This window comes from Bacteroidia bacterium (genome assembly GCA_033391075.1).
GTDB lineage: Bacteria > Bacteroidota > Bacteroidia > J057 > J057 > JAWPMV01.
This window is the reverse complement of record JAWPMV010000001.1, coordinates 5691609-5710142: the sequence shown is the minus strand read 5'-3', so window position 1 is coordinate 5710142 and position 18534 is coordinate 5691609. Positions and strand designations below refer to the sequence as shown.

At 43.4% G+C, this 18534-nt stretch carries 18 protein-coding genes and 1 tRNA gene; 14 read left to right on the top strand and 5 right to left on the bottom strand.

Going from position 1 to position 18534, the window contains the following annotated elements; genetic code table 11:
- Positions 1–73: 73 nt before the first annotated feature.
- Together R8P61_22720 and murI are read right to left on the bottom strand one after the other, a co-directional pair.
- A complete protein-coding gene (locus R8P61_22720; GenBank protein MDW3649903.1) occupies positions 74–1666 on the bottom strand; it encodes an amidohydrolase family protein in 1593 nt (530 codons plus the stop codon).
- Between the two features lie 20 nt (positions 1667–1686).
- Positions 1687–2493 (bottom strand): glutamate racemase, encoded by an 807-nt coding sequence (gene murI, locus R8P61_22715; protein ID MDW3649902.1) that lies wholly within the window; start codon positions 2491–2493, stop codon positions 1687–1689.
- A gap of 188 nt (positions 2494–2681) precedes the next feature.
- Here murI and pfkA point away from each other — a divergent pair, with 188 nt between their 5' ends.
- Positions 2682–3644 (top strand): 6-phosphofructokinase, encoded by a 963-nt coding sequence (gene pfkA, locus R8P61_22710; GenBank protein ID MDW3649901.1) that lies wholly within the window; start codon positions 2682–2684, stop codon positions 3642–3644.
- Here pfkA and R8P61_22705 read toward each other — a convergent pair.
- Complete coding sequence (locus R8P61_22705) at positions 3641–4522, bottom strand: geranylgeranylglycerol-phosphate geranylgeranyltransferase (protein ID MDW3649900.1); 882 nt, start codon at positions 4520–4522, stop codon at positions 3641–3643. The two genes, pfkA and R8P61_22705, sit on opposite strands and share 4 nt — an antisense overlap.
- A gap of 147 nt (positions 4523–4669) precedes the next feature.
- Here R8P61_22705 and R8P61_22700 point away from each other — a divergent pair, with 147 nt between their 5' ends.
- From R8P61_22700 to R8P61_22670, 7 genes are all read left to right on the top strand, one after another.
- Entirely contained in the window at positions 4670–5254 is a 585-nt protein-coding gene (locus R8P61_22700; GenBank protein MDW3649899.1) for an NADH-quinone oxidoreductase subunit I, read from the top strand.
- A gap of 10 nt (positions 5255–5264) precedes the next feature.
- A complete protein-coding gene (gene hslV / locus R8P61_22695) occupies positions 5265–5807 on the top strand; it encodes an ATP-dependent protease subunit HslV (protein MDW3649898.1) in 543 nt (180 codons plus the stop codon).
- A 178-nt stretch (positions 5808–5985) separates the two neighbouring features.
- The gene (locus R8P61_22690) at positions 5986–6894 is read left to right on the top strand and encodes a hypothetical protein (GenBank protein ID MDW3649897.1); all 909 of its coding nucleotides are present in this window, start codon (positions 5986–5988) and stop codon (positions 6892–6894) included.
- On the top strand, positions 6881–7390 hold the full coding sequence (locus R8P61_22685) for a hypothetical protein (GenBank protein ID MDW3649896.1): 510 nt from the start codon (positions 6881–6883) through the stop codon (positions 7388–7390). Before R8P61_22690 ends, R8P61_22685 begins: the two co-directional genes overlap by 14 nt.
- A gap of 3 nt (positions 7391–7393) precedes the next feature.
- Positions 7394–8728: a hypothetical protein gene (locus R8P61_22680; protein MDW3649895.1), complete on the top strand. Its 1335-nt coding sequence runs from the start codon at positions 7394–7396 to the stop codon at positions 8726–8728.
- Between the two features lies 1 nt (position 8729).
- Positions 8730–9683, top strand: coding sequence for a hypothetical protein (locus tag R8P61_22675; GenBank protein ID MDW3649894.1), 954 nt, complete (start codon positions 8730–8732; stop codon positions 9681–9683).
- Positions 9683–10135: a hypothetical protein gene (locus R8P61_22670; protein ID MDW3649893.1), complete on the top strand. Its 453-nt coding sequence runs from the start codon at positions 9683–9685 to the stop codon at positions 10133–10135. The genes R8P61_22675 and R8P61_22670 overlap by 1 nt, the downstream gene beginning before the upstream one ends.
- Here the strand turns inward: R8P61_22670 and rnc are convergent.
- Together rnc and R8P61_22660 are read right to left on the bottom strand one after the other, a co-directional pair.
- The gene (gene rnc / locus R8P61_22665; protein MDW3649892.1) at positions 10132–10890 is read right to left on the bottom strand and encodes a ribonuclease III; all 759 of its coding nucleotides are present in this window, start codon (positions 10888–10890) and stop codon (positions 10132–10134) included. The two genes, R8P61_22670 and rnc, sit on opposite strands and share 4 nt — an antisense overlap.
- A 384-nt stretch (positions 10891–11274) precedes the next feature.
- On the bottom strand, positions 11275–11514 hold the full coding sequence (locus R8P61_22660; GenBank protein MDW3649891.1) for an acyl carrier protein: 240 nt from the start codon (positions 11512–11514) through the stop codon (positions 11275–11277).
- 438 nt (positions 11515–11952) lie between these two features.
- Here R8P61_22660 and pyk point away from each other — a divergent pair, with 438 nt between their 5' ends.
- From pyk to R8P61_22630, 6 genes are all read left to right on the top strand, one after another.
- Positions 11953–13407 carry a pyruvate kinase gene (pyk, locus tag R8P61_22655; GenBank protein ID MDW3649890.1) on the top strand — a complete coding sequence of 485 codons (1455 nt, stop codon included), beginning with the start codon at positions 11953–11955 and terminating at the stop codon, positions 13405–13407.
- A gap of 8 nt (positions 13408–13415) precedes the next feature.
- Entirely contained in the window at positions 13416–14168 is a 753-nt protein-coding gene (locus tag R8P61_22650) for a glycosyltransferase family 2 protein (protein MDW3649889.1), read from the top strand.
- 182 nt (positions 14169–14350) lie between these two features.
- Entirely contained in the window at positions 14351–15424 is a 1074-nt protein-coding gene (locus R8P61_22645) for a glycosyltransferase family 4 protein (GenBank protein MDW3649888.1), read from the top strand.
- Positions 15417–17048, top strand: a complete 1632-nt coding sequence (locus tag R8P61_22640; GenBank protein ID MDW3649887.1) for a TrkA C-terminal domain-containing protein — start codon at positions 15417–15419, stop codon at positions 17046–17048. Before R8P61_22645 ends, R8P61_22640 begins: the two co-directional genes overlap by 8 nt.
- A gap of 461 nt (positions 17049–17509) precedes the next feature.
- Positions 17510–17597, top strand: a tRNA-Ser gene (locus R8P61_22635).
- Between the two features lie 100 nt (positions 17598–17697).
- On the top strand, positions 17698–18477 hold the full coding sequence (locus tag R8P61_22630; protein ID MDW3649886.1) for a site-specific integrase: 780 nt from the start codon (positions 17698–17700) through the stop codon (positions 18475–18477).
- Positions 18478–18534 lie beyond the last annotated feature (57 nt).

Here is an 18534-nt window from a genome sequence, read left to right as displayed (position 1 = left end):
TTAGTGTATTAGTGTGTTGGAGTTGTAAAATTACTCCCCTCTAACACGCTAATACTCCAACACATCAAGACGTTTATTCTTTCATCCCCGGCTGCTTGATCTCGAAGCCTTCTTTTTCTTTGGCTTCTTTTACCATTTCTTCAACGTCTTTGAGCAATTGTTTTGCATCATAGACGATGCCATCTTTGATGGTATATTTTACCCCCCCTACGCGGGTTACTTCGTTTTTATCGTTGAGCTTGATAGCACCTGTTCCATAGAGAACTTTCAGATTGGCCAGAGGATTTTCTTCCACTAAAAACATATCTGCTTTCTTACCTACTTCTATAGAACCAATTTCATCATTGGCGCCTAGAGCTTCTGCTCCTTTGAGAGTAGCAGCACGGATAACTTCGAGGGGGTGAAAACCCGCTTCTCTCAATAATTCGAGTTCTCTGATGTAGGCAAAACCATACAGCTGAAAGATGAAACCTGAATCAGAGCCGGTTGTGACGCGGCCTCCGCGGTTTTTATACTCATTGACAAAGGTCATCCAAAGCCGGTAATTTTCTTTCCAATCCACTTCCTCTTCCGTTCCCCAGAAGTGCCAGTAAGAACCATGCGAAATTTTGCTGGGTTGGTAGAAACGCCAGAGAGAAGGAAGGGTATAGATATCATGCCATTCAGCTCTCCTTGCCCGCATCAGGTCTCTACTGGCTTCATATATATTGAAGGTAGGATCCAGGGTGAAGTCCAGGGCGATCAGGCTGTCCATAACGGCATTCCAATGATCGCTATAAGGCTTTGCGGCTTGTTTCCACAATCTACCGGCTTCACTAAATCTATCCTGTTCGTTTTGATAGTTATAATCTGCCGGATAATGCTGGATGGTTTTGTCTTTGAAAAGGGCTTCAGGCAGACCATACCAGTGCTCCATAGACGTGAGTCCCATCTTGGCAGTATGCAGAACATTGAGCCAGGCTACATTGAGCTGTGCATGGTGACAAGCAGAGCGAAGCTCATGTTTTTTTGCCTCATCCAAAGCCGCTGCCATGATGTCTGGACGTAAACCAAAGAACTTGATCCCATCAGCACCATCTGCTGCGATTTTTCTTACCCATGCACGGGCTTGTTCGGGGGTGGAAATTTCCTCTTTTGCCCCCATCCCAAAAAATGCATAGGAGTATAAACGGGGAGCTGTAATCGTATTTTTATTACTTTTTTCTCTATGTTTCAAGGTCCAATCCAGTCCATTTCCTGATCCTGGATCTCGCACAGTTGTAACTCCATGAGCTAGCCACAACTTAAATACATACTCGGGAAGGGTACCTTGTTGGCTTCCTCCGATATGTCCATGCATATCCACGAAACCAGGCAACAAATACATCCCAGTAGCATCAATTTCTTTTGCTCCTTCTTCAGCTTTAGGTCTTCTGCGTTCATTGATTGGCACTCCCGGAGCTCCCACAGGACGCACAGATTTTATGCGATCATTTTCAATAACCACATCTACCGGACCTAAAGGAGGGGCACCATTGCCATTGATCAGGGTTGCCCCCCGAATAATGAGTTGGGAATAAGGGCCATCTCCTTCAGCTCTTTCCGGAGCATCTGGCATTTGTGCCCATAAAGCTAGGCTTGTAGCAATGACAAGCAGTATGCTAAGTAGGTAGCTAATAGTTCTCATCTTGCTAACATACAAATTTTTCAATCTTCTAGGGATAGATGAGATAAATTGATGCTCATTCCTAAAATAACTTCCAGTTTGTTCAGGCTTTTCTGACCGGATATCAAGGATCCGCTCGTGTAGAATATATCTACGGCTCTTATCTGTCTTTTGCTCAGGATGTTTCCTCCTTCCAATACATTATGCAATTGACGAGCGACTGCCGGAGCCGGATCGATCAATTTGACCCCTTCTCCAAGTATGGCTGAAATCGCTTTGCTGAGAAATGGATAGTGAGTACAGCCCAGTACCAATTGATCTATACCTTTGGCTTTCATTGGGAGGAGATAAGGTGCCAGAACAGCCAGACATTCCGGCCCATCGATTTTTCCGGATTCCACCAGTTCCACCAGGCCTTCTCCTACCTGGATATGCAGTTCAACTCCCTGTGCAAATTTCTCCCGGGTATTTTGGAAATGCTGTCCGGCAAAAGTTCCCTGTGTAGCCAGTATACCTATATGTCCTGTTTGGCTATCCAGAGCTGCAGGCTTGATGGCCGGTTCCATTCCTACAAAGGGGATGTCAAATTCTTCTCTTAGGTATTTGATTGCAGCTGCTGTGGCCGTATTGCAGGCGATGATAATGAGTTTTGCTCCCTTTTTCAGGAAATATTGACTCAGCTCTCTCGCTCGCTGGAGAATGGCATCCTGAGATTTGGGGCCATAGGGACAATAGGCTTGATCAGCAATATAAATGAACTGCTCATTGGGGAGAAGAGCTTTGCATTCCTTCCAGACAGATAGCCCTCCGAAACCCGAATCAAAGATACCTATAGGAGCTTCATTCATGGAACGAAGATACTAAGAGCTTTCCTCTCAGCAAGGCTCTACAGGCTTAAATGAATCGAATATTTGACTTTTCTTATAAGTGTTTATATTTGTGCGCCTTTCCAGAAAACAAACAAGCCCAAAGACATACTGCAAGCGTTTTCAGAAGCTTTTGCTTCGGAAATTTGTTGAACTAAAATTTGAAAATTATGAATTGCATAGGCGTATATACTTCTGGCGGTGATGCACCCGGAATGAATGCTTGTGTGCGAGCTGTAGTGAGAACCTGTATTTATCATGGAATCAAAGTCATCGGTATCCGCCGGGGCTATGAAGGAATGATCGAATCGGATTTTGTGGAGATGGATGCGCGCTCGGTAAGTAATATTATTCAGAGAGGGGGAACGATTCTGAAATCCTCCCGAAGCGAGAGATTTCGTACTCCCGAAGGCCGGAGAAAAGCCTTCAAAAATTTAAAGAAAGCCGGGATTGAAGGCATGGTAGCAATTGGAGGGGATGGAACTTTTGCAGGCGCACGTGCTTTTTCCAGTGAACATCCCATTCCTATCGTGGGAGCTCCGGGTACCATAGATAATGATCTGTATGGGACAGACTTTACCATTGGATATGATACGGCCCTGAATACAGCCATGGAGGGCATAGATAAAATCCGGGATACTGCAGAATCTCATAGTAGAATCTTTTTTGTGGAGGTAATGGGAAGAGATGCCGGTTTTCTTGCGCTTAATTCAGGGATAGCTGCTGCGGCAGAAGCCGTTTTGATTCCGGAGGAGGAAACCATCATTGAAGATATCATCAAAAAGCTTGAGCAAGGACGGAAGAAAGACTCCAATATTATTGTTGTAGCGGAAGGAGATGATGCCGGAGGTGCTTTTGAGGTAGCCAAGAAGGTAGAAGAAAATTATGATTACCAGACACGGGTAGTTGTACTGGGACATATTCAAAGAGGCGGCTCTCCCTCTTGCTTTGATCGAGTGCTGGCTTCCAGGATGGGGATGGCTGCGGTTGAAGCCCTAAGAGAAGGACTCTCCAATGTGATGGTCGGTATGGTCAATGATGAGATAAAATATACCTCTTTCGATAAGGCCTGTAAACACGAACAGCAGATCAATAAAAGCCTGTTCGACCTGCTAAATATCCTTTCTGTTTAGTATAAGAAAAAGAGGCTGGCAATTCCGCCTAACATGATATACTTGAGGTAGGTGCTTTGCTTGCCGAAATCTTCCGGTCTTACGGATCGGGCAAGGAGGTACATCATATAGATAGTAGGAATTTGTACCAGGAGCACAGAGACCAGGAGATAATTCCATATAAGGGTATTTACCCTGAAATATCCATAAATGAAGGGAATGTAGCAGGATAAGAGGAAAAACACATAGAAAACCTGCAGGATGTATTTGGTTCTTCTGATTCCAATTTGAATAGGTAAAGTCCTAAGCTCAAATTGAAGATCACCTCTAATATCTTCTACATCCTTTGTGATCTCGCGAATGAGGGTAATTTCGAAAGCAAATACCATCGTCCAAACCAGGGGAGAGTTTACCTCATAGAGATATCCTGCTAATAGAATGACCAGGGCAATAAGAAAAGCGATACTCAAATTTCCGGGTATCCCTATACGCTTTAAATAACTTGCATAGAGGAAAAGAAGCCCAACAGAAATCAAATTGATCACAAAGATGTGATACATCTGATTCATATAGCCCAGGTAGATAAAAGAAAAAATGAGGATTCCTCCATTTACAAAAAAGTAAACCGTCAATACCTTTTTTACTGAGAGAAAAGCATTTACAATGGTCTTGCCCGGTTTGTTTATTCGGTCGATGCGAAAGTCATACACATCATTTACCCAATATCCTGCTGATGCAATGACAATGATGCAAATGGCAGTAGCCCAGAAAACCGAATCTGTGAGAAAAGCCCAGGATTTATCCTGAGATATGAAAGCCGCAACCCCGAAAGCAAGAAAGGATATGAATACATTCACGGGCCGCGAAATTCGCAAAAAGTTGAGGGCGTCACGCAGCATGACACAAAAGTACAAATTTTTAAATCTCTTCAAGCCTTTAGCAGAAATAAAGCTTTCGGTCCGGTAGATCGAAACAATTGCCCCAAATGTTTGCTTACAAAAGAAAAGACCAATAAATTGAGTACTTAAATCTACTATAGATAAAACATGGGCACGCAAAAAGGCATCATAAAAGGAAGTAAGAAAGAGCGCAGACTCAGCCTGAGTGGGAAACTCTATTTCCCAGAAGTATTTAAAGGCATGTGGTTCTCTTTCAAGCATATGTTCCGTCCAACTGTTACTATTCAATATCCTGAGAAAAAACCGGTACTAGGTCCTGAATTCAGAGGCCGTCCTGTATTGGTTGCTGAACAGGGAAAAGAAAGATGTGTAGCTTGTGGACTCTGTGCTCGTGCCTGCCCACCTCTTGCGATCAGCATGCAAGCTGCCGAAATGGAAGAAGATCAAAAGGAAAGATTCCCGGAGCGCTTCGAAATCGACATGCTTCGCTGTATCTATTGTGGATTCTGTGAGGAAGTTTGCCCGGAAGAGGCCATCGTTATGAGCCCCGAGTATGACCTCAATTTCCAATCTCGTGAAGATGCAGTATTTGGAAAGGATCGTCTGGTAGTTGATAAAGATCAACTTAAGCCCAGACTGGACTTTTTGGAGGAGCGTCGCAACAAAAACTTTGGTGAGGTGTATAACTTTGAGAAAGGTAATAACATCCACACCCTTCGCAATCGCGAATAAGTCATAAAAAATGCAGAAAATTCACGCAACCACCGTTTTGGGGGTCTTGCATAATGGAGAGGTAGCCCTTGGCGCAGACGGTCAGGCTACCATGGGAGATACCGTTGCCAAAAGCAATGTGAAGAAGGTTCGCCTGATTGGTGAAGGTAAGATCATGATCGGTTTTGCCGGATCTACTTCTGATGCTTTTACTTTAGTCGAACGATTTGAGGAAAAACTCAACATGTATCGGAGCAACCTCACCCGTGCAGCGATTGAGATGGCCAAAGACTGGAGAACGGATCGCTATCTCCGGAAATTGGAAGCTATGCTGGTGGTAATGGATAAAGGGTCCGGCCTAATCATAAGCGGAACCGGCGATGTCCTTTCTCCAGATGAAGATATCCTTTCTATTGGTTCTGGATCAAATTATGCCCGTTCTGCGGCTTTAGCCCTGAAACGACATGCTCCTCATCTGAGTGCCGAAGAGATTGTAAAGCAAGCCCTTACTATCGCAGCAGATATTTGTATTTATACCAACCATAACCTGGAAATCCTCACCCTCAAAGACTAATCGCTCTTTTGAGATTTTAATTTTTCCTTTCCTTTTTTCTTTCAGGGGCATTTCTTGAACGCCCTTTCAATTTATACGATTTTTCGTAGTATGACTTTTCTGTAATGAGTATGGAACTATAGGCCTTGTGGGTTCCTGTCTTTTTTACAAATTGGATTGTTCGAAAAACCGAAAGAAATTGAACAGATATTCAATTATATTATTGTGCTTTCTTTTTGGGGCCTGCCAGGAAACGGGAGAAATGGTCTTTGTGCCTGATAATACTCCTCCGCCTTATTCGGGGGTCCATGAACTGACGGTCATGAATTTCATCAATCGGGCTTTTATTGATCTTATTGGAAGAGAGGCCCTGGATAGTGAGATGGAAAAGGAGTTGAACTATCTCCAATTGAGAGAACTTCATCCATTGGCAATCGATACTTTTCTTCTGAAACTTCAACAGGATACTACAGAAAGGAGTGGAGGCATCTCTTATCGGCAGGCATGGGCATGGCAATTATATGTACGGGCCAAGGCTCGCATCATTGAAGGAGAAGCCGATGATGAAATCGCTTTTGATATTGCTCAACTGGAACAAAAATATGTCAAGGATTCTCTCTTGGGAAATGAGATCGGTATGTCTTTCGCCAATCAGGAAATCCTGAAATTACAAGCCCTTCTGAAGGCACCTGTGGAAATAGAAGCCTCTCGTCTGTCCCTCGCCGAATTACATCGGCGAATGATCTATAATGAGATTTATGATGAGATCAATATGGGGAGCTTCAATTATGTAAATGCAACTTTCGATGATCTCTTTTTCCGCTTTCCTACAGATGCTGAGTTTGAGGCTGGATTTGATGTGATAGAATACAATCGCTCGCGAATAGTCCTCGGAGAGAATTGTCAAAGTAAAAGAGAGTATGCCGAGGTACTGACCAATTCCCGTGAATTTCATGAGGCTTGTATACAGGCCGATTTCCTATCCTTTCTTGGACGCAGGGCGAGCCATGAAGAAATGATGGAATTACTGCCGGTCTTATATGTGGAGCAGGATTATGAACAGTTGCAGCGGATGATCATGATAACAGAAGACTATGCAGGTTTTTAAAGTAAGGACATATAAGCTCATATGTTTCCTTTGCCTGGGAGCATGGATAGCAGGGGGATGTAAACCTCAGGATGATCACTATGTATATGGTTTGAATCAGGTCGAAGTGGAGGGAGAGGGCACAGAAAAAACTCAGCTCAAAAGCATGAGTCAGTATATAGCGGTTTTGCATACCAATATTTTCCAGGAAGCGATAAATCCTGCAGAATTACAAGAAATAGAGGAAGCGATTGCTTCAATTGGAGATAAAAGCCTTGCAAAGCGAATGGTCATTGGAAGTTTTATGCGGAATCCAGCGGCGAATGTACCCACTATGGAGGAGATGCGAGAGGATATCAATGCTTTTATTCAGGAAGCCTATGTCCGTTTTCTCATTCGCCAACCTACACAAGCAGAACTCATCTTCATGAGTAATTTCATCGAAGCCAGACCCCAATTAGAACCTCATATTATTTATACAACTTTTGCTCTATCAGATGAATATCAGTTTTACTAGGAAATGAAAAGGAGGCAATTTTTCAAATCATCCCTGCTTGGGGCTGCTGCGATCGGCGCACCCTTTATCTTACCTTCTGGACGATTGTTTGCCAAAACTCAAAACGTCAGGGCCAATCATGTGGTCGTGGTGATTTTTGGCGGGGGAATTCGGCAACAGGAATCGGTACTTCAACGTTACCTGTCCGGCAGCCAGAATGAGGATATTCCCGGCAATATTCTTCCGAATCTCTTCTCTGGAGCATTACCAGATGAAAAGGTTGCCTTTGGAACGGACGGAACTCGTCCGGGAGAACATCCCATTGCGCCACTTCTTACTAGATCTTTGCAAGAGCAAGGCGTGTTATTTAGAGAGATGCGCACCCAACATGTGGCCCATTATGGGGGCTTGAATGTATGTGTGCAGGGAGCAAATTTCAGTACACAGGGTTTAAAGCAAAGGCCGGTTTATCCGACCATGTTTGAATACATTCGGAGGCATGGAGGATTTCCTGCGAGTAAAGTCTGGTTTGTAGGAAGTGGAATTGGTAATTCTGTGCCTTTGCTCAATGCCAGTGAGCATCCGGACTATGGAGCTGCTTATGGAGCAAATTTTCTTGCACCTTCCATTACCTTTTCAGAAGAGGGCACCCAGCACCTTTCTCTCAGCGAAGGCTTTCATCCGGAATTTGAAATGGATCCTATTTCAAAAATGAAATTTTTTCTGGACAGTCGTTTTCAATTAGAAGCAAGTCCAATGCGGGGAATTCAGAATACAGAAGAGGAACAGGAGGAGATTCATAGTTTCCTGAAAGATCTGTTTGAAAAGAAAAAGAATCGACAGATCATTCAGCCATTGGTTCGGGACAATCCTGACCTAAGGACTATTGGTTATGCCTGTGAAGTGATGGCTCGTTTTAAACCCAATCTGCTCCTGATCAATCTGGAAAATGCAGATATCTGCCATAGCAACTTCACAGAATATCTGAAGCAATTGCATCGGGCGGATCATGCCGTAGGTTTTTTATGGGATTATATACAGCGCGAGATTCCTGAGATGGCGGATGAAACCGTTTTATTGCTAAGTCCGGAATGCGGACGTAATCTGGATCCCAATCCGATTCGGGATGAGAATGACTGGTTTGCTTATGATCATTCGGATGAAAATGCCCATCGAATTTTTGGGATGATGGTAGGAAAGGATGTACCGCAGGGGCTTGAATTGGGAGATGAAAATCGACCCATTGGCATGAACGCAGATCTGGTTCCTACTGTAGCAGATATTTTAGGGGTGAAAGATGCGGTTATGGGAAAAGGTTTTATTGACTCGGCTGCAAAAAGTTGGTATGACAGGATGTGATATGGATACAAAATTTCAATTTGGGCTATTCCTCCTGGCTATCCTCTTTATTGCTGCATGTACCTCTGATAAGGTGGTGCCTGATAATCCCTATGCAGCTTTTGGAGATACCCTGAGCCTAAGTGCAGATGATGGCCTGGTCCTGAAAGCTGGAAGTTTTGCTCAACTGCATAGAGATGTGTTTGCTCCCACTTGCGCCAATGCCGGTTGTCATGATGGTCAATTCGAACCCGACTTTCGCCAAATAGAAAGTGCCTATAATACCCTGGTCTATCATCCCATTATCAAGAATGATCCGGGAGGAAATTTTAGCTACAGAGTCTTGCCGTTCGAATCAGCTAATTCGGTGCTTTGGGAACGTTTGAATAGAGACATAGATGGACAGTCAGGCATTATGCCTTTGGCGCTTGATCCAGACTCAGATTGGGAGGAAAATAGAGATATGTATTTGCGAATGATTCAGGAGTGGATTGATAAAGGAGCTCCTGATGTATTCGGAAATATAGCAGAAGAAGGTAAAATCAATCCTTATGTGAAAGGAATGCAGGGCTTTGCTGATAATACGACAGCAGCGCTTTCCCGCGATGGGGGCAATGGTGCTGTTCTGATCCCTGCTACGGTTTCAGACTTAAGTCTCTGGTTTAGCATACAGGATGATGCCGCAAATAATCAGGAGATACTGGCTAAACTATATCTCACTTATGAGGTGGATGATTTTCGCGAGATCAATGGAATAAGCCTGTCTACAGGCAATCAAATAAGCGGAGCAGGTTTCGAAGGGGAAGAAGCGATTTTCTCGCATCAGGCTTCGCTTCAATTAGCAGATTATGAGGCCGGAAAAAGAGTTTTTATGCATCTGAGACTCAGAGACCCTGAAAGCGGTAAATTTCTATGGATTCCGGGAGCGGATAGTCCTGATTATATCAAAGAGATTTTTTCCTTTAAAAGATTTTGATGAAAAAAGCCTGGGTACATATTCTCTTTTGGACTTGTTTGATTGCTAGTTGGTCCTGCGAAAGGCCAGCGCCTATCGGGCCATTTGATCCTGTGCCGATACTCCATCAGATCCATCTATCTCAGGATAGCCTGGTAGAGTTCCAGGATTCTTTATTTCTCTATCTGGATTATGAGGATGCAAATGGAGACCTGGGATATTCATCGCCGGATCAAAAGAGCTTATGGATTAAAGATAGCAGACTGGAAGAAGCAGATTGGTATCACATTCCCCCATTGGCCCCTGAAGGAATAGAAGTCCATATACAGGGAAGATTCAGAATAGATCTGGGAAGTCCTTTTATGCTGAGTAATGATGAGGTAGAGGAAATCGTCTACAAAGTAAAAGTACAGGATCGTGCGGGAAACTGGAGTGAAGAGGTAAGTTCAGATACCTTGATATTGGTGCGTTAGACCTGGGGAATAAGCTGCAATTTATGCAGGGCATCTTCAGAGGCTCTTTGTTCAGCAGATTTTTTATTTTTCCCTTCCCCGGTCCCGAGGACTTTTTCTCCTACTTTCGCCTGAATACGGAAGGTTTTATTTCGCCCATCTCCTAATTCACCAATCACCTCGAAGATCAGCATACCCATTTTGGTTTTCTGCACATGCTCAATCAGCTTGTTTTTATAGCTGATGATCTGATTTTCTACGGAATGCAGATGAATATAGGGCTCAATGATGCGATTGTATACGAAATATTTGGTATTGAGATAACCCAGATCCAGATAAACGGCACCTATAAAAGCTTCCAGTGCATCTCCGTACATAGATTCGTTTACCGATCCACTTTGTTTGTGCTGAATCAGGGAATCAATGCTGAGTTTGCGACAGATTTCATTGAGGGATTTGCGGTTCACGATTTTGGACCGCATTTCGGTCAGAAAGCCTTCATCCTTGAATGGATAGATCTTGAAAAGGTATTCGGCAATCACAGAATCCAGGATAGAGTCACCCAGAAATTCCAATCTTTCATTACAACCTCTTGCTGTTTCCAGTCCCCTGTTCGTGTCAGATCTTTTATTCTTTTGAATAGAAGAACTATGGGTCAATGCGAGTCTGTACAAGAAGATTTCCTTGGGTGTAAAACCCGAGATCAACTTGATCTGCCTTACAAAAGGCTTGTCTTTAGAAAAGTTAAGGTTATAAAATTGGCGAATACTGATCATAAGGAGATTCCCAACGCTACAAATCTACGTATGCAAAATACAAAATGTATTGGAAATTTTCCAAAAATAAGGATTGGAGCAGTTTCGCCTAAAAACAAAGTCATCCCTTCTGCGAAAGAAAGGATGACCTATAAGTGTTTTAATATACGTTCTATTTGCTTCCTGATACGATTTTGATCAGGCTTTGCAGGGGCTTGCTCAGCTTCTTACGACTACATTTAACAACTCCGGGGGGCTTTTCACCTGTCAACAGAAAAGATTAACTCATTGGGCACAAGCGAGGCTTATGAGAGTATTTGTGCTAACAAGATGGCTTGGGAGTGTAAAGATTTGTCGTATGGAATAAAGAGACTTATTTGTTGATCTAAAAGAATCGCGCTTGCCTTAAGCAGTAGCGTTTTCTTCGAGGTATTTGATAGAGTCTCCTACTGTAACGATCTTTTCTGCTGCTTCATCAGGAATGCTGAGGTTAAATTCTTTCTCAAATTCCATGATCAATTCTACAGTATCAAGAGAATCTGCACCCAGATCATTGGCGAAGCTAGCTTCAGGAGTAACCTCAGAAGCTTCAACACCTAGCTTGTCAACAATAATTTCTGTTACTTTCTCTGCAATGCTTGACATTTTCTTTACTATTTTAAGGTAATAATCAGTACGTTAAGTCTGTTTTAAAAGACGGGGCAAATATAATACTTTTTACATACACACAAGCTTTATCCCGCTTTAATTTGCTCTTTCGTAGCACTTGCCTACTAAAATCGTAATTATGACTTAAATATTAAGTATCTGAAAATCAGGGATTTGCTTATGTAATTTTGAGCTAAGAATGGACCCGAAAAGATTTTTGAAAGAAAAGCCTGGTTTCCATTTCGGCACAATATTGGTTTTTTCCTGTTATTATTTGCAAAAAATCAATTCTCTACTTGTTAAATGACAAAAAAACTTGCAAAATTGCCCTCGGCTAATTTTATCTTTTATAAAGATCTATAAGTCAATTCCCGCTTCCCAAAATTGCGCTCTTATCATATTTATTAGCACTCACATTATTTAATCCTATTTATCTTGGCATTTTTTCATCTAAGAAGAACCAAAATCGTTGCTACCATTGGGCCGGCTTGTTCTGATCCAAAAACCCTATTGGAAATGGCTAAAGCGGGTATGGACGTCGCTAGGCTTAACTTTTCACATGCCGATCATGAGACGCATGAGAAATCCCTGAATATGGTTCGGGATATCAACAAAAAGAACGGTGCCCATATAACTGTTCTGCAAGATTTGCAGGGACCCAAAATTAGAATTGGGAACCTAAATGAACCTGTAAAAGTAAAATCCGGAGATGTTCTGACTATTCGAACAGATACGGAAGAGCATAAAGGAAATGTCCTGCCGATTCAGTATGAATCCTTTGCCATCGATGTGAGTGTAGGAGACACCGTTTTGATTGATGATGGAAAAGTAGAATGCAAGGTCATTGAGACCAACAATAAAAATCGGGTTAAAATCAAAGTCAATGCCGGAAGCCTGATCCAAAGTCGAAAAGGGGTCAACTTGCCGGAGACAAATATTTCTATCCCGACTATTACGGAGAAGGACTTTAAAGACATTGATTTTGCGATCAAACATGACGTGGATTGGGTGGCTTTGTCTTTCGTTCGTTCAGCAGATGACATCAAATTGTTGAAAGAACTTATCCGTTTGAAGAATGGAGTCAGCAAGGTAATTGCTAAAATAGAAAAGCCGGAAGCCCTGGAAAATCTGGATGAGATTATCGAGGCGGCTGACGGACTCATGGTAGCCAGGGGAGACCTGGGAGTTGAAATTCCTATGGAAGAACTTCCCGCCTGGCAAAAACGCATCATCAAGAAATCCAATAAAGCGGGTAAACCAGTGATCCTGGCAACTCAGGTGATGGAGACCATGACTGAAAATATTCGTCCTACCCGTGCAGAGGCCAATGATGTAGCGAATGCCTTGGTGGATGGAGCTGATGCGGTGATGTTAAGTGGTGAGACTTCTGTTGGAAAGCACCCGACCCGTGTGGTTTCCAGTATGGATAGAATTTTGAAGAGTGTAGAAAAGGAAGACGATTCCATTTACTATCGTAACATGGATACCCTTCCGGCTTATGCAGAGCAATTGAGTACTTCCATCATTGTTACCGCCTGTAAACTGGCTCAGGAAACGGATGGAGCGGCTTTATTGGCCATGACACGCTCGGGATATACAGCTATTCAGCTTTCCCGTTGTAGACCCAAGGCCTTTATCTATGCCTTCACCAGCAATCGTCAATTGCTTGCCCAACTAAATTTGGTTTGGGGAATCCGAGCTTTCCATTATGATAAAACAGTAAGTACGGATGATACGATTCAGGATGTACACGAAATTCTCAAAAAGGAAGAACTCGTAAATCCCGGAGATGTCATGATCAATACCGGTAGTATGCCTTTGCATGATCATGGGCTCACCAATATGATCAAGATTAGTAAAGTCCGCCAGAAAGGCGATATTAGGAGTTAATTTTGCCTATGCATAAACTCTCCGTAGTCATTATTACCTATAATGAAGAAAAGAATCTGCAACGTTGTTTGGATTCTGTTGCGGAGATTGCAGATGAAATATTGATCGTAGATTCTCATTCTACGGATAAAACAGCCGAGATAGGCCGGGCCAATGGAGCCCGGCTTATTTTGCATACATTCGAAGGACATGTCGCTCAAAAGAATATTGCCCTCACACAGGCAAGATATGATCTGGTTCTCTCGCTCGATGCAGACGAAGCATTGGATGAGGCAGCTCAATCCGAAGTAAAAGAGATCAAAGAGAAATGGGCAGGAGAAGCCTATATCTTTCGCCGGAGAAATAATTATTGCGGAAAATGGATTCGTTTTGGGGGTTGGTATCCCGACAAAAAACTACGACTCCTGGACCGAAATAAAGGAAAATGGACGGGAAGAAACCCCCATGATAAACTTGAGGTAAATGCTGATATTCCGGTGAAAGAACTGAAATCTCACATTCTCCACTACACCATCGCCAATCGGGAAGAACATCTTAAAACGGTACATGCTTTTTCCACCTATGCCGCTGAGGCAAAATTCGAAGCCGGAAAAAAGGCCTCTCTACTGAAAGTTTTTTTCGCCCCTATCTTTAAATTTCTCAAAGGCTATCTGTTTCAACTAGGATTTCTGGATGGATACAAAGGATTGCAGATTGCTGTAATCTCGGCCTATGCCTCTTATTTGCGGTATAAGAAGTTGAGGGAAATGTGGGGAGCCTGAGTATTCAGGTGTTCAGGTGTTCTTGTATTCAGGTGCTTTTCAGTTTGTAGTCTTGTAGTTTGGCTTTTGTCAAAGAGTTTACATAAACACGAGAACACAAGAACCCAGGCGCACTTTATCCCTCCTTTTCGTAGCTTTGCCCAAAATTCTCTCGAAAATTGTCAACTCTTCCTCCAACTCTCATGATGGTCAACCTCTCTAAATCCTGGGGAGGTGGGGAAAAATGGTTTTTGACCGTTGGGGAAGCTTTGCAAGAAAGAGGATTTACGATAATATGGGTCGCTTATCCTCAGTCAGTTTTGCATCAAAGACTGCTGGACAAAGGATTCCCTTTTGAAGTTTCTTCTGCACGATTTAGTTCCCTCTTAAATCCATTTAGCGTGCGATCTATTCGGTCGATTGTAAAAAAACATCAACCGGATATGATCATGATGAATGCTTCACATGAATTGAAGACTTTTGGGTTGATCGCAGCTATGAGTGGGGTTTCCCATGTGATTTTTCGCAGGGGAGTCTCTTATTCAATAGGGCAAAATCGGCTCAATAAATGGTATATGGATCGCATCGTAACGGCTTTTCTCGCCAATTCTCATGCGACCTTTAATGCCGTAACCTCCAGCTTCCCGATATTACTGAAAAAGAAGCACCTCCGCCTGAATAATGGAATCCGAATGAGCGATTGGAAAGCTTATCCGGAAAAGCAAGAGCCTCTGTATATCGGAATGTCGGCTAGGCTGGCAGGAGTAAAAGGAATTGACCGAGCTATTATGGCGATGGAGAAAGTAGTGAAGGAAATCCCGGAAGCCCAATTGCACATTTTGGGAGATGGGCCAGATCGGGAGAAATTGATTCAGATGAGTATCGATAGAGGGCTCGAGAAAGAAGTGGTATTTCATGGCTTTGTGAAAGATGTGCAAGCCGCTCTTTCACGAACAAGTATATTTCTTTTCACACCAAAATTAGGAGAAGGAACCAGTATTGCTTTGATAGAGGCGATGGCTATGGAACTGCCCTGTGTAGTTTTTGATACGCCAGCAATGGCAGAAGTAGTAGCTAATGGGGAAAGCGGTTTTGTAGTAGAAGATGGGAATATAGAGGGGCTGGCAAAGAAGCTGATTAGGCTCTTGAAAGATGGAGATTTGAGACGGAAAATGGGAATTGCCGGAAGAAAACGAGCAGAAGAAAACTTTAGCCTGTCAAAAGCCGTAATTGATCCTTTGGAAAGCTGGTTATTGCAAATGATGCAGCATGATTGAATCACTGAGTACCAATCCATTATTATTACTTTTTCTTGTTGCTGCCCTGGGCTATGGTTTAGGGAGTATAAGTTTTCGTGGCAATAAACTGGGCGTAGCAGGAGTGCTTTTCGTGGGGCTCTTATTCGGGGGCTTGGATGAAAGGCTGGTGATTCCTGATATCGTCTTTTTAATGGGCCTGAGCATATTTGTCTATGCTATCGGGATCAGTAGTGGGCCAGGCTTTTTCGCTGCCTTTCGTAGAGGGGCCTACCGGGAAGTGGGTTTCATTATATTCATGCTCACCCTCTCTGCAGCCTGGACGGTTCTCTTTCATTTTATTTTTGGCCTGGATGCCGCGACTACCGGTGGGATATTTGCCGGTACGACCACCAATACCCCTGCTTTGGCAGGCTTGCTGGATTCTATTAGTGAAAGATTTAGCGGAGCAGAAAGAGATCAAATGATACAAGAGGCGGTCGTCGGATATTCCCTATCCTATCCTATGGGAGTTATTGGGGTGATGTTCGGCTTATTCCTGATGCAGAAATGGCTGAAAGTAGATTACAGAAAGGAGGAGTTGGATCTCAGAAAAGACTATCCGGTTGCACAAAAAATCATAAACGGAACGGTTGATATTAGCCAGGAAAACCTCAAAAGCTATGTGTTGCGAGATATCCTGCAAGAGATGGACTGGTCGGTGGTCTTTGGGAGGGTATTCAGGGGTGATGAGGTGATTTTTTCCAATTACGATACAAAGCTGGAAATAGGCGATAAAGTAAATCTGGCAGCGCGGGAAGCGGATTGGGGAGAGGTCGTGGAAAGATTGGGGAAAGTCTCAGAAGAAACCCTTAGCACGGAGTCCAATACCTATGTTCAGCGACGCATGTTTGTCTCCAACCCCAAATTGGCGGGGCGTAGCATTGCTTCTCTAAACCTTAGCGGTCAATTCCCGATTATTGTTACGCGTGTAAGGCGAGGGGATGTAGATATGATCGCTCATGGAGATACTATCTTAGAGTTAGGCGATCGGGTACGCTTTGTTGCTTTGAGGGAGGATTTGGACGAATTGAAAAAGCTTTTTGGAGATTCCTATTATAGCCTCAGTCAGCTTAATCTGTTGTCCTTTGGTTTGGGGATGGCTGCAGGTCTTCTACTCGGTATGATCAAATTCCAATTGCCAGGTGGGATTGAATTTAGCCTGGGTTTTGCGGGCGGTCCTTTAATTGTGGCTTTGGTCCTGGGAGCTCAACGGAGAACGGGTATGATCGTTTGGTCCTTACCCTATAGCGCCAATCACACCTTGCGGCAATTAGGTCTGATCTTGTTATTAGCAGCCATTGGTGTTCGTTCGGGCCATACCTTTTTTGATACGGTTGCTGCTGGAGGTGGGGGAATGATTTTCCTGACTGGAACCCTCATTGCAGTTTTGTCTACCATCAGTATGCTTTTTGTGGGTTTCAAACTCTTCAAAATCCCATATACTTTCCTCGGAGGTATGTCTGCTAACCAACCGGCCATTCTGGACTATGCGATTCAAAATTCCGGCAATCAATTGCCTAATATTGGCTATGCTTTGATGTTTCCGATTGCCATCATTCTGAAGATTGTTTACGTGCAGATTCTCTTCGTTTTATTGGGTTGATGTTGAATGTTTTGAGGGCTTGTTTCCATCTTTTTTAGAAAAAGATGGAGTCAAAAATCGCAGAGCCCAGAACCATCCCAGCAAGCCGCCCCTTCTCCCGATGGGCTCTGCAGGGCCATCGCGCTTGGGTAGTGGGTGGCAGTTAGTGGATTTAATTATTGAACAAACCCTAACACCCTAACACTCAAAAACACCAACACCTTTCCTTTTGCGCGCCGGGGCCACGCTGCTGCATCGGGTGTGGGGGCCGGATTGCGGGCGGCTTTGCAGCAGCTTGATTTTTTGTTTCTTTTTCATCTAAGGAAAAAGAAAAAGAATATCCGAATAACTAACTGTGAGTAGTACTTGTAAGATAAATGTTCAGAAATCATTTTTAGAAGAAACAGTTGGAAAAAGCCCCTACTTTTTTGTCCTTCTCTTTAATTCTGCTAAATTTGCATCCCGATCACAAGATCCTATACAGAGAGTTGCCGGAGTGGTCGAACGGGTTCGCCTGGAAAGCGGATGTACCCCAAAAGGGTACCGAGGGTTCGAATCCCTCACTCTCTGCACATCTCCCTTCCTTGCCTCTCAGGGGCATTTCTACAGGATTTGGAGACACATACGGAGACAAATTTTAGGAATCCCTGATGTCAGAATTAAATTTCATATGACATCAGATAAAAAAATTTATTTCAAATCTCCTGAACTCTACGACGCAAGTGGAGACCTTTCCAAACGATGGTTTGTAGTCTATTATCCCGAAAAAGGAAAGCGTGTACGCCGATATGGCGACATCAATCGCTTTGCAACAGTTGCGGAAAGAAGGCAAGCTGCTCAGCTTATCATAGACAAACTCTCCGAAAATAGCCAGGAGGAATGCAGCAGCCCACCGGAACAGATGTTAGCCCGACTCCAATCCATCAAAAAGAGTCTGGCCAAAAAGACCTGGCAGACCTATCATTCCAAGCTTAAAGTATTTTCTGAATGGTGGACTGATGGCCTATCCCCTATTTCAGAAGATCATTGCCGAAAGTTTTTTACCTACCTCATCGAAGAGCGGGAGCTCTCTAAAACCACTTACAACGCCTATAGACAGACGCTTAGAGAGTTTTTCTCTGAATGCTGGCCCAATGTCGAAAAGAATCCTTTTGAGGTCATCAAGTACTTTCCAGACTCCAAGCAATCAGCTTTGTATTTCTCCAAAGCTCAAGTGATCAAGTTGAGGCATGAGCTATCTAAAAGAGATCCTCAGCTTTGGTTATTCTGTCAATTTATCTATTACACTTTTATCAGGCCTGGTGAGCTTAGGCTTTTGCAGGTAGACGATATTATTCTGGAAGAAAAGCGGATTCGGATTCGTGCTGAGATTAGCAAGAATCGTAAGCTACAGTATGTGGCGATTCCGGATGCTTTTCTGGAGGAAATAGAAGCTCTGCAGCTGCATTGATATGCTCCTACGGATTATTTGTTTTCACATGCCTATGAACCTGGTCCGCATTGCATA